At 60.1% G+C, this 12,678-nt stretch carries 11 protein-coding genes; all 11 read left to right on the top strand.

Going from position 1 to position 12,678, the window contains the following annotated elements; translation table 11 throughout:
* Positions 1 to 78 precede the first annotated feature (78 nt).
* The 11 genes from IE091_RS06975 (at position 79) to IE091_RS06925 (ending at position 12,661) form a co-directional block, all read left to right on the top strand.
* Positions 79 to 1,020: an LAPAL motif-containing putative phage structural protein gene (locus tag IE091_RS06975; protein ID WP_189463205.1), complete on the top strand. Its 942-nt coding sequence runs from the start codon at positions 79 to 81 to the stop codon at positions 1,018 to 1,020.
* Positions 1,021 to 1,141: 121 nt separating this feature from the next.
* Positions 1,142 to 2,197, top strand: coding sequence for a phage protease (locus IE091_RS06970; protein WP_189463203.1), 1,056 nt, complete (start codon positions 1,142 to 1,144; stop codon positions 2,195 to 2,197).
* A gap of 36 nt (positions 2,198 to 2,233) precedes the next feature.
* On the top strand, positions 2,234 to 2,662 hold the full coding sequence (locus IE091_RS06965; RefSeq protein ID WP_189463201.1) for a hypothetical protein: 429 nt from the start codon (positions 2,234 to 2,236) through the stop codon (positions 2,660 to 2,662).
* A gap of 41 nt (positions 2,663 to 2,703) precedes the next feature.
* Positions 2,704 to 3,612: a Mu-like prophage major head subunit gpT family protein gene (locus IE091_RS06960; protein WP_189463199.1), complete on the top strand. Its 909-nt coding sequence runs from the start codon at positions 2,704 to 2,706 to the stop codon at positions 3,610 to 3,612.
* 14 nt (positions 3,613 to 3,626) lie between these two features.
* On the top strand, positions 3,627 to 4,034 hold the full coding sequence (locus tag IE091_RS06955) for a gp436 family protein (protein WP_189463198.1): 408 nt from the start codon (positions 3,627 to 3,629) through the stop codon (positions 4,032 to 4,034).
* 9 nt (positions 4,035 to 4,043) lie between these two features.
* Positions 4,044 to 4,322: a hypothetical protein gene (locus IE091_RS06950; protein ID WP_189463196.1), complete on the top strand. Its 279-nt coding sequence runs from the start codon at positions 4,044 to 4,046 to the stop codon at positions 4,320 to 4,322.
* Entirely contained in the window at positions 4,322 to 4,723 is a 402-nt protein-coding gene (locus IE091_RS06945) for a phage tail terminator protein (protein ID WP_189463195.1), read from the top strand. The genes IE091_RS06950 and IE091_RS06945 overlap by 1 nt, the downstream gene beginning before the upstream one ends.
* Before the next feature lie 17 nt (positions 4,724 to 4,740).
* The gene (locus IE091_RS06940) at positions 4,741 to 5,670 is read left to right on the top strand and encodes a phage tail tube protein (RefSeq protein ID WP_340162539.1); all 930 of its coding nucleotides are present in this window, start codon (positions 4,741 to 4,743) and stop codon (positions 5,668 to 5,670) included.
* A gap of 57 nt (positions 5,671 to 5,727) precedes the next feature.
* Positions 5,728 to 6,051, top strand: a complete 324-nt coding sequence (locus IE091_RS06935; RefSeq protein ID WP_189463191.1) for a hypothetical protein — start codon at positions 5,728 to 5,730, stop codon at positions 6,049 to 6,051.
* A gap of 32 nt (positions 6,052 to 6,083) precedes the next feature.
* The gene (locus IE091_RS06930) at positions 6,084 to 6,422 is read left to right on the top strand and encodes a DUF1799 domain-containing protein (RefSeq protein WP_189463189.1); all 339 of its coding nucleotides are present in this window, start codon (positions 6,084 to 6,086) and stop codon (positions 6,420 to 6,422) included.
* Between the two features lie 11 nt (positions 6,423 to 6,433).
* Positions 6,434 to 12,661, top strand: a complete 6,228-nt coding sequence (locus IE091_RS06925) for a tape measure protein (protein WP_189463187.1) — start codon at positions 6,434 to 6,436, stop codon at positions 12,659 to 12,661.
* The last annotated feature ends 17 nt before the right edge of the window (positions 12,662 to 12,678 follow it).

Below are 12,678 nucleotides of genomic sequence, written 5' to 3'. Positions count from 1 at the left end.
TTCACCTGTATCACTGCATGTAGTATCGTCGTATAAACACAGAAGAATACTAAACTCTAGGGACCAGGGCGCGTATTGATGACTGAGGCAACGATAGAAATGGAACGCTTTCACTTGGTTTACGATGGCCCAGCGTTGCAGGGGCACCAGATGGATGTGCGGGCCTTAGCGCCTGCGCTTCTCTCTGTGGGAAACCTAGTTGAGCAGGCAAATGAAGTGCTTAACGGAGACAGAGCGAAAGTTTATGTAAATGTTAATGCATCCTTTAAAACCGGCTGCTTTGGCATTGATCTCGATACAACCCAATCGCTCATGCAAAAAGCGATAGATCTTGTCTCGTCTAACCCAGTGGTTTCGATCGGAACGATTTGCACAATATTAGGCCTTTCTGCTCGCGACGGTATCAAAGGCGTCATTGCTGTTGTGCGTTGGATTCGTGGCCGAAAAATCACACGTATAGAGCCGCTGAGTGACGGTATAGTCACACTATACATCAATGATGAGCAGCTTCAGGTAGAAGAGCGAGTACTGGCCCTCATTCAGGATTATAAAATCCGCAAAGCCTTAGAAGGCATGATCGAGGAGCCCTTGAACCATGAAGGTATCGAGTCAGTCTCGGTTATGCCTCGCAAAGGCGCTGAACCAGTGGTGCACATAGAAGCTGATGAAGCTGCTTACTTCCACGCACCAGCACCTGAAGACGAAATTCTCGACTCGCTTGAGTACGAGACCAACCTGCAAGTCGCTAACGTACCTTTCCATGATGGCCATAAGTGGCGGTTCACAGAAGGCGGCGGCGGAAATACTTTCTATGCCGACATCATGGATTTCAAGTTTTTGGAGCGGGTTCAGCTTAACCAAGAAAGGTTTGCAAAAGACGATATCCTCAAAGCCAGAGTTCGGCGTGAACAAAAAATGACCGTTCAAGGGCTGAAGGCAGAGTACTCAATCTTGGAAGTGCTAGAGCATAGAAACGCTGCACCAAAAGTACAGCTAGGTATAGATTTTGATAAGCAGTAACCCACGCCAGAAAAGCTTTAACCCACGCTAAATCCCGCCAGCCTCCCCCGCCCCCGATCATGGGGGCATGAAAACACACAGCCTTCAAACAAAGCCCCGCGTCGCCGCCTGCGCTCTCCGAGTGCAGATCACTGACGACAAGACGCGCCTGATGCCTGCTGGCACCTTTCACGCACCGCGTGGGGCTGCTGAAGGCACCGGCCCCTGGCACCTGTCTGCCGAAGCCGCGCAAGCCATCATCCGCTTGGCCGCTGCGCGCAGCACCGATATCGCCATCGACTACGAACATCAGATCCTCTACTCCGAAAAGAACGGCCAGCCCGCGCCTGCGTCTGGCTGGGTCGACCCGCGCTCGCTTGAGTATCGGGAAGATGGCCTGTACGGCACGGTGACTTGGACGGCCAAGGCGCGTGCTGCTATCGAAGAGGGCCCCAACGGCGAGCCGCCCGAATACCGCTACCTCTCCCCCGTATTCCCCTACGACGCCAACGGCGTGCCGCTCGATCTGCTGCACCTGGCGTTGACCAACACCCCCGCCATTGATGAGGGCGCGGCGCAGCTGGCCGCCGCTCGGATGGCGATTGCTCATGACGTCACTGATGACGCCCAGGAGATCGACACCGTGAAACGTGAACAACTGATTGCCACGCTCGGCCTGGCCACCGATGCCACCGACGAACAGATCGACACCGCCATCGCAGCCTTGAAAGCCGCCAAGGCAGATGCCGACGCCTTCCGCGCCGCGTTAGGTGCCAAAGACGACGCGAAGCCAGCGGAAGCCGTGGCTGCGCTCAAGGCTTCCAGTGCAGCCGCATCGGTAGACATGACGCAGTTCGTGCCCGTGGCCGTGTACCAGGAAACCACTCAGCAGCTTGCGGCCCTGAAAGCCAACAGCAACACCGCCGAGCTGGACGCGCTGATCACCGAAGGCCTCGCCGATGGCCGCATTCCCGGTAAAGCCACCGCCGATTGGCTGCGCACGCAAGGCCTGGCCGCCTGCAAGGCTCACATTGAAGGTGCCCCAAGCATCGCCGCACTGAAAGCCACCCAGACCCAAGGCAAGCCCCCAGAAGGCGCAGAGACCAAAGGCGACGACCAACTGACCGCCGCCGAGCTGGCGGTGTGCAAGGCGGCTGGCCTGACACCTGAGCAATACCGCGAAGCGAACCCCGCATAACGACGGCACACCCTAACTCCGCAAGAGGATATCACCGTGGCTCTTAGCAAAAACCGCAATACGCCGTACCGCCATAACACCAGCCGTAGCTACCCCCTGGCAGCCAGTGCGGTGGTGTTTGCCGGTGGCATTGTCGCACTGGCCGCCAGTGGCTTTGTGGCAGCGGGCACAACCGCAACCGGCCTGGTGGCCGTTGGCGTGGCCACGCACTACCAGGACAACACCACTGGCGATGCGGGGGACCAGCACGTCGATGTGAAAGTTGGCTGCTTTGCCTTCGACAACTCCGCTGCGGCAGACGAAATCACCGCCGCTGATGTTGGCAAGCCCTGCTACCTGGTGGACGACCACACAGTGGCCAAAACCGATGGCGAGGCGACCCGCTCCCTTGCCGGAATCATCGACGGCGTAGACGACTTCGGCGTGTGGGTGCTGATTGACCCCACCTCCGGCGTCTACCTGTAACGCCCTATTAACGGCCCGTTTGGCCCAAGAGGATAGCAACCATGGATTTGAATAACGCCAACCTGAACGCCCTGTTCAAGGCCTACCGGGCCAACTTCCAGCAAGGCTTTAACTCTGTCGGCGACGCGGGCAGCGTTTACGAACAGTACTGCACCGTCGTGAACAGCACCACCGCTGTGGAAGTGTACCCATGGCTCAAAGCCTTGCCGCGTATGCGTGAGTGGCTGGGTGATCGAGTCATCCACGGCCTGGAAGGCGCGGACTTCTCGATCAGGAACCGCAAGTTCGAGCTGACGGCTGGCGTGCCTCGCGACAGCATCGAAGACGACACCTACGGCCTGTATGCGCCGGTGTACGAAGAGTTTGGTCGCTCCAGCCGTCAGCACCCCAATGAAATCGCCGTTGAGGTACTGGCCGCCAACCCAATCTGCTACGACGGCAAGCGCCTGTTTGCCAATGACCATCCGGTGCTGGATGCCAAAAACAAGCTGGTCGGCGTTTCCAATGATATGGGCGGTAATGGCGCGGCTTGGTACGTCATGGACTTAACCCGCGCCATCAAGCCGATGGTGTTCCAGAAGCGCCGTGATTATGACTTCCGCGCCCTGACCAATTTGAACGACACCCAAGTCTTCATGACCGACAACTTCCTCATGGGCGTAGACGCCCGAGTGAATGCCGGTGCAGGCCTGTGGCAACTGGTGGTGCGTTCTAACCAGCCGTTCAACGCAGAGAACTACGAGCTGGCTCGCAAAAAGCTTCAGGAATTGAAGGGCGACCATGAGCGGCCACTGGCCCTGCGCCACAGCCACACCATGGTGCCGAGCAACATGGAAGGCCCTGCACGACGCGTTCTCACCAACGCCATGAATGAGGCAGGCGCGACCAACGAATGGGCCAACACCTCACAGCTCATCATGAACCCCTGGCTGCCCAGCGCAGCGGCATAACGGAGCACTAACCCATGCCGTACTGCACGAAAGCAGATCTCATCGCCCGGTTCAGCGAAGGCGAGCTACAAGCCATCGCCCATGACGCCAGCGGTGAGATCGATAACGCAGCCGTCGATCGCGCCTGCGACGACGCCAGCGGCGAGATCGACGGCTACGTCAGTGCGGCGGGCTACCCTGTGCCGCTCTCGCCTGTACCGCGCATCGTCACCGCCTACGCCTGCGACATCGCCCGTTACCGGCTCTACGACGAGCACGCCACGGATCAAGTGCAAAAGCGCTACGACGACGCCGTGAAGTTCTTGCGTAGCGTGTCACGAGGTGAAGTGAAGCTGGGCATCTCGACCGGCCCTTCATCCAGCAGTGCAGGCAGCGTGCAAATGAACCCAGGCCGCCAAGTGTTCTCCGGCGGCGGTTTTTAGGAGATGGCAATGAGTGCCAAACAGACCACCAAAGCAGCGCCCCCGCCACGCCCGCGTGTAGATGTGTCGGTGCGCGTCAAAACCAAATCACCCGGCATCAAGCGCCAGGTGTGTGGCGTCATCATCACCAATGAGTGGAAACGGCTGCTGCTGGATGACAAGGGCAGTGCCTATAAAGCCATTGCCCGTGACCCCGCGCTGGTAATGGAGCAACTCCCCTACGAGCCGCTATCGGACGCTGAAGTAGCCGCCGACAAGCTACCCAGCAAAGAGAAAGAGGCCAAGTAATGCTCTCGCTCACGCCCTGGCTAGCACGGCTCAACGCGCTGGATGGCCCCAAGGTTCAGCTAGCCGCTGATGTGGACGCTGCCCAGAACACAAAGCAGAACCCCAGCAGGATGCTGGTGCTAGGGCGTGAGACCGTCACTCACCACGACATGAGTAGCGGAGCCGATCACCTGGTGCGGCCAGAGGTGCTGCTCGTCACCAGCATTCAGCGGCGCAATTTACCGCTGGGCAATACCGATGATGAGCTGGCACTACTGCGCGAGCCAATGCTGAACAGCCTGATCAACTGGATACCGGACGACTGCGACAGCGCCATCAAATGGCAGCGCGGCCAAATCCTGAGCCTAAAGAGTCACGCCCTTTTCTGGGTCGACGTATTCACCACTGAATACCGGTGGTAGGAGAACGAACCGTGAGTATGAAAACGAACCGCCGGGCGCTCAGAGTCGCCCTGGAATCCGAATACAACGACGGCACCACCACACCGGATGCCGCCACCCAGGCCGTGTTAGCGCGTGAGATCACGTCCACGCCGCTGGCCGGTAACAATATCGAGCGCAATTTCGTGCGCCCGTACTACGGCAACTCACCGCAGGCACCGGGCGAGAAGCACGTTCAGGTGGTGGTGGAAGTCGAGGCGAATACCAGTGGTGAGCTAGGCACGCCTCCGCCTTGGGGCACCATGCTACGTGCCTGTGGCTGGAGCGAAGTCGTCGTTGAGGGCGAAAGCGTCACCTACAGCCCGGTGTCTGAAAATGAAGACAGCTGCGTGTTCTTCGCTCACATGGACGGCAACCTGCACAAAGGGCGCGGTGCCCACGGCACGCCAGAGTTCACGTTCAACGGTAACGGCATCCCAACGATCCGGTTCACGCTTTACGGGTTGATCAGCCCTGTGACGCAAGAAGAGCTGCCTGCCGTCACGCTCACTCAATGGAAGCAAGCGCTGGTGGTCAACAGCACGAACACCGAACAGCTCAGCTTCATGGGGGCCACCGTCCCGTTCAGCCAGTTCACTTTGAACATGGCGGGCCAAGTGGAGCATATGTCCGAAGTCGTCGGCGGTGCTGACATCGAGATCACCGGGCGCGGCCCCTCCGGCACGTTGCAAATCGAAGACCCTGGCGTCGGCGTCAAGGACTACTTCGCGGTGCACCAGAACGCAGAGACCGGGGTGCTCACGCTCACCCACGGCAAAACCCCCGGCAACATCATCGAGATCAACATGCCATCGGTAGGCATCGAAGCGCCTACCTACGCCGATGTGAAAGGCAAGCAGATGCTGAGCATCAACTACATGCCCGAGCCCATCGACGGTAACGACGAAGTCACCATCGTCGTCAAGTAACCCGCCAGCACCGCTGCATCAGCGGCGGTTAAACCGCAGTTAATCAGGAGAAATACCGTGTTCAAACTCAACACCAACCGCTCATACACCTACCCCGTCTCACTGACCATTTACGACGACGAAGGCAAAGAGCACACCGGCAAATTCAAGGCCAAGTTCAAAGCAGTGCCGCAAGACAAGCTGCGTGAAATGCCCGCCGACTCGCCGCTCCTCGATCATGTACTGCTCGAAGTGAGCGAACTGGAGGTGTCGGGCCCAGACGGCCAACCACTTCAGGGCGATCAACTTTTGCACGCTGTGAAAAACGATCCTGCCGCGAGTGCCGCACTGATCACGGCTTACCACGAGAGCGTCTCAAAAAAGAACCGTGGGCGAATCTAGTCGACGCTGGCATTCACTGGGCTGAAGCCAATATGGAACAGCCCAACTTGGTCACGGATGACCTCGCCGCCCTGGGCATTACGTTGGGCGGCGAGCTAGCCGAAGAAGCCGAAGCTGCTGCTGCCGAGCCGGATTTCTTTGAGGTGCTGCCAGAGAACTGGGACGCCGTGCAGCTGTTCCAGCGCTGCGGCAGGCAGTGGCGCTACAAAGGCTTGGACGAAGTAGAAGGCCTGGATCTTACGCCCCTTATCAGTTTGCTCAGTATCTATCGTCTGCCCCAGGAAACGATGATCGAGCGCATCGACCAGGTTCAGTTGATCGAGCTGGGCGCACTCCAGGTGATGAAAAAGAAACCCGCAACTAAACGTTAGAAGGAAGCTCAGTGAACAACAATCTAACGCTTAGCGTCACGCTGACCGGCGATGGCCGCCAGCTCTCCAGCACCCTCCGCGATGCCCAGAACGACGTGCGGGAATTTGGCACCACCACCGAGCGGGAAAGCCGCAAGGCCGATACCGCGCTCACGGCACCAGGCCGTAGCGCGGTGACGGTCTCCGAACACCTACGCACTACTCAGCGCGAAGCACGCGCCTTTGGCACCGAAGCCACCCAGGGCGGGCGTGAAGCCACCCAGGCGCTTAGCCAAACCAGCCAGCAAGTACAAACCACCAACAGCCACTTCAACCTGCTGCGCACAACGGTAGGCTTGGCCCTGGGCGCGTTCTCAGTACGCCAACTCGCAGGCATGACCGATGGCTGGTCAGACATGCGATCGGTCGTCGGTGCGGCCATCGGCGACATGAGCGCGGCGGGCGATATGATGGAGCGCATCACCGATATCGCCAATGCCTCCTATGCACCGCTGGAACAGACCGCCCGCACCTACGCCAGCAACGTCTCAGCCCTGCGCGACCTGGGCCGCACAGCCGCCGACACCGCCGATTACACCGAATCGCTCAACCACATGCTGGTGCTGACCGCCACGCGTGGCCAGCAGGCCGAGTCTGTGCAAAATGCCCTGTCCCGGGCCATGGCCGTCGGCAGGCTGCAGGCGGATGGGCTTGAGACGGTACTCGCCAATGGCGGTGAAGTAGCCCAGGCATTGGCCAATCAACTGGGCGTCACCGTCAGCCAGTTACGTGGCCTGGCTACTGAGGGGCGGATTACCGGCGATGTGATCGCCAGCGCCCTGATCAACTCCCTGGACGATGTGCGCGAACGCGCTGGCGAAATGCCCGCGACGATCGAAGACGGTTTTGTGCGCATCGGCACCTCCGCTACGCGACTGGTCGGCGAGCTGGACCAAGCCATGGGCGCGTCTGAAGGCGTCGCGGGCATCCTGATCGGTGCCGCCGATCTGATGAACGCGGCCATTGACCCGCTGGTCGATAACATCGACAACATCCAGTTCGCCGCCACCGCCGTGGCCGTTGTGTTGGCGGGCCGTTATGTGGGGGCATTGGGTGTCGCCACCACCGCCAAGCTCGCGGCCACCCAACAAACCGTTGCTTATCAGTTGGCACTCGCCCGTATGTCGGGCATCAGCGCCACGGCAGCCACCGGGCAATTAGCGTTAGCGGGCGCAACCCGCGCCGCTGCGGGTGCGTTGGCCCTAGTGGGTGGGCCGTTGGGCGCAGCCGTGATAGCGGGCAGCGCTATCTATTATTTCCGTGAAGAGTTAGGGCTGGTCGATGTAGTGGCACAAAACACTACTGATGCCTTGGAAGAAAATACTGCCGCTATACGCAGTGGTACGGCGGCGGCTTTAGATGCCTCTTATGACAATCTCATCAATGCGCTAGAGGCGGTATCTCTGCAAGCGCAGGATGCAATGGCACAAATGACCGAGCTTCAGGCTCGGCAGGCGTTTTATGAAAACTCCCACAAGGGAATGTCAGACAGCGTCACGGGCGCCATTGATCAGCAGGCGCAGTCGCTAGCGGGGCTGTGGGAAGAGCAAGTCAGGATTCAAACCGCTATTCGTCAAAACCGCGCAGAGCGAGAGAATGCAACGACCGCAGATCGTGCCGCCGCAGTAGCGCTTGATGACATCACGGTATCCGCTGCGAGATCTACCCAGACTACCAACGCTGCTACTGAAGCGGCACGTGCGGCCGCTGCTGCTACGCTAGCACTTACAAAAGCTACAGAGGCCCAAGCCACGGCCATCGAAGCCCTGCGCAATCGTTTAGTGCCAAACAGGCGCGAAACTCTCCAACTCGCCCAGGATCAAAACACCCTCAACCTGGCATTCGCCATGGGCCGCATCACGGCCAGCGAATACCTCTACATGATCGGCGCGCTGCAAACCGCGTACATCGACGCCCAAAACGACGCCGACGAACTCGCCACCAGCACCACCACCGCGCTGTACACCATGGACGGCGCGATGGAAGAGCTGCGCACCAACGGCCTGCGCCGCCTCGACAACGGCTTCGCGGATCTCTGGCTGGGCGCCGTAGACGGCAGCCGCAACGCCACCGACACCATCAAACGCATGTGGGATCAAACCCTCGCCGAGCTGCTGCACATGACCATCACCCGGCCTATCACCGTGCAACTGGCGGCCAGCATGGGCCTGGCTGGCGGTGCCGGTGGCCAGCAGGCGGGCGGCTTTGGCATCAGCCCCGGCAGCGTGGGCAATATGTGGAACGCCTTGCAAGGCGGCTTCAACGGCATCCAGTGGGGCGGTGCGGGTGGCGCTCAGTCTTATGGGGGCACCGGCTGGGCAAATGCGGCGACGTCCGGCACTGGCTCCACGGGGCTGTGGGGCGGCAGCATGCACAACTTCTCCGGCGTGCAGGGCCTGGCAGGCCTCGGTGCTGGTTTTGCTGGCAACTACCTCGGTGGCCAACTGTTCGGCCAAGGGCAGCACAGCAACACCCTGGGCACTATCGGGGGGCTTGCAGGCACGTACCTGGGCGGGCCCATCGGCGCGTTGCTGGGCTCCGGCCTAGGCTCGGCCCTGGGTGGCCTGTTCGGTGGCTCCTGGCGGGAAACGGGCTCCGGCGTCAACCTCGGTATCAACGACGGCAGCATCGCGGGTAACCAGTTCAGCGAGCAGCGCCGCAGCGGCGGCTTGCTCCGTCGTTCGCGGTCACGCACGAACACATCAGCACTCCAGGGCGAGTTTGCCAGCGCCTTGCAGGATGTCTACGACGCCACTGAGGCCAGCCTGGCAGCCACCATCGAGGTGCTCGGCTTCCAGTCCTCCGCACTCGCGGGCTTTACCACTGGCCTAACCCGCATCGATACCCAAGGTCTGAGCGCCGAAGACGCCGAAGCGAAGATCCAGGAATGGCTGGGCAACACCCTCAACGCCCTGGCGATTCGCTCGGTGGGAGATGTCAGCCAATACGCCCTGGGCGGTGAGACGACGATCGACACCCTGGAGCGCCTCGCCGGTGCCCTCAGCACGCTCAACCCCATCCTGGAGCAGCTGCACGGCTCAACGCTGGCTGCATCGCTGGCCGGTGGCAGCGCCGCCAGCCATCTGGCCGAGCTGGCAGGCGGCATCGATGCGTTCAGCGCCCGCGCCGACTTCTACTATCAAAACGTCCTCACCGAAACCGAGCGCCAAGAGCGTGCCATGGCGGCAGCAGCGCAAGCGATCGGTGCATTCACGGCCCGCACGGGCCAAGTGATCAACAGCACTGAGGCCCTGCGCGACCTGGTCGATAGCATCGACCTCACCACCGTCAGCGGGCGCGAACTCTACAACGAAGCGATGAACCTGGCACCGGCGCTTGTTGAGATCGAGCGCGGACTCGAACGCGTTGGCCAACGCTTTGATGAGATGCTGCGTGATGCGGAATCCGTGCTGGCCAGCGCCGAGCAGCAGGCCCGCCGCGCATTGCAGGCATTCGATCAACAGCAGTTCGGCATGCAGCTCGAACTGCTGGCACTGATGGGCGACGCCGAAGGCGCAATGGCCCTGGAACGCGAGCGCGAACTGGCCTCTATCGATGAATCCCTGCGGCCAATGCGTGAGCGCATTTGGGCCATGCAGGATGAGGCCGAAGCCCAGCAGCGGGCTACACAGGCAGCCCAGGGCTACATCCGTGAACTAACCCGCGTGCGTGACCAGCTGAGCCAACAGCTGGGCAGCATCGGCAACTGGCTCGACCAGCAGATGGCCACCAGCAGCACGCCCCAGATCAATCTGGCCACCGCACAAGAGCAATTTGCTCGTCAGCTGGTACGCGCAGAGAACGGCGACCGCGACGCGCTCCAAAGCATCACGCAATACGCTCAGCAAGTGCTGGATGCGAACCGCGATTACAACGCTTCAAGCCCCGCTGGCCAGCGCATCGAGCAAGACGTGTTTTCAGCGCTGAAGGATCTGCCCAAGGCGCTGAGCGATGCCGAGTTTATCGTCGAGGGCTTCCGTGGCATCGTCACCGATGAGATGGCACGCGAGATCGAACGCGCCATTTTTGCTTCGCAGTACACCATTGATGCGCTGATTGATTTTGCCGCCGATGCATCCGCGCTGCCGCAGGATCTACGCACGATCCTAGGCCAACAAGCCCACCGCCTGGACTCCACGCTGAATTATTTGCTCGGCGAAAACCAGCTCGATAGCGAGCTACGCCAGTTAGCCCTGGCATCGTCGAACAACCTTGTGGCCACGGTCGATTACATCGCCCGCCGACAGCTCAGCGACGGCGACAAGCGCTTGGCACTATCCAGCAGCAACACCATGAGCGCGGTGATCGACTACGTGGTGCGCTCAGAGCTGGACCGCGAGAGCAAACGCCTGGCGTTAGAGTCGTCTAACGCCTACAGCGCCATGATCAATATGATCTTGGGCCGCGATATCACTGCCGACGACCGCACACTGGCCCTCGATAGCGCCAACCGATACACCACCCTGGTCGACTATGTCGTGCGTGCCGAGCTAACCGGCGGCAACCGCCGTCTCGCCTTGTCGTCACTCAACGAATACCAGACCCTCATCGACTACGCGACCCGTGCCGACGTGAGCAGCGATGATCGGAAACTAGCGCTCACCAGCGGCAATCGCTATTTGAGCACTCTTGATTACATCGTTGGTAAGGATATTGACGATGGCAGTAAAGAGATCGCTCTGGCGTCGTCAAACCGCTATCTCACGACAGTCAACATCGTACTCGGCAGCAACATCAACAGCGCTGATCGTCGCTTGGCACTCGACAGCACAAACCGCTATGACGCAGTGATCCGCTACGTGGTCGATGCCCCTCTTACCGGAGGCGACCGCAGGCTAGCGCTCTCAGCAGGCCAGCATTACGAAGCGCTGATCGGTTACTACGTCAACAAAGACATCAGCAAGAACGACCGTACGCTGGCCCTCAATAGCGCCAATCGCTACTTGGCCAACGTTGAGTTCATCGTCGGTCGTGATATCAGCAGCAGCGACCGACGTCTCGCGCTCAACAGCAATAACCGCTACGTCAGCACCATCGACCAGTTGATCGGCAAGCAGATCGGGGGCGGCGACCGCAGGCTCGCGCTGAACTCCACGAACGCGTATTTAACGACTGTTGATGCAGTGCTTAAACGCGGCATCCCCGCAGACGTGCGTACGTTCGGGCTCGCTAACTCCAACGCGATCATGACGACGGTCGATGGCATCCTAGCCTCGGGCATGTCCGGCGATGTTCGCACGCTCGCCCTCAAGAGCAGCAACCGGTTCGTCACTACGTTAGAAGCAGCGCTAAAAGATGGCCGTATAACGGGCGACGAGCGCAAGCTGCTGGATGCACGCTCCGAAGACGTCATCAAAACGCTGAAAACCAGCGGCTCTCTGAACCTCACGCAAGACGAATGGGCGGTGATCAACGCCGCCAGCGGCACGCAACGTTTGCAGCTGCTCGCCGATGTGGCCTTTGGCAGAGCGGATCTTGATCACCTCAAGGACATTGACGACAACACACGATCACTAGAAGAGCGGGCGCTTGAGCAGCTCACCTCTTTAAATGGGCTCGTTTCTGAGATGTCGCGCACGACCGACCAATTTGTCGGTTTGAACAGCACCATGATCAGTTTGCGCGAATCCATCAACGCCCTCGGCGTTGCACAGAATGAGATAGCCCGTATCGAGCAAGAGCGCGTCGCGGCACAGAAAGCCGAGCAAATGCGTGTAGACGCGGGCCGCGTGCAATCCAAAATCGACGAGTTCTATACCCTGGCAGAGTCAACGGGCCGCAATGCCAACGACAACGTAGACCGCTACCGCACGTATAACTGGATTGATGGCGATCAAGGCGCGTTTGTCGACCGCATCGGCGGATGGACATACCAATCACAAATGGCGGCATGGACAGCTCGCCGTTTAGAGCTAGCAGCAGGCAGAGAGAGCGAGCTAGAGCGCATGCGCCGCGAATATCGCTCACTCACCGGAGAGCTGGCACCGTTCGCCAACGGCGGCTGGACAGGCCCCGGCGGCAAGTGGGACCCGGCAGGCATCGTGCACGCTGAAGAGTTCGTCGTACGTAGCGAAGTCGTTAAGCAACCAGGCGTTCGCAGCATGCTCGAAGCACTTAAGGAAACGCTGCATAAATCCCGTCGGAGCTGCCTCATAGCCACCGACGAGGTAAAATCTGACCTGTCGTCCAACACCCGCTGACAGAGCCACTCCGATGA

It is taken from the genome of Vreelandella hamiltonii, from assembly GCF_014651775.1.
Lineage (GTDB): Bacteria > Pseudomonadota > Gammaproteobacteria > Pseudomonadales > Halomonadaceae > Vreelandella > Vreelandella hamiltonii.
The sequence above is the reverse complement of the archived record's forward strand: the minus strand, read 5'-3'. Positions and strand labels throughout refer to the sequence as shown.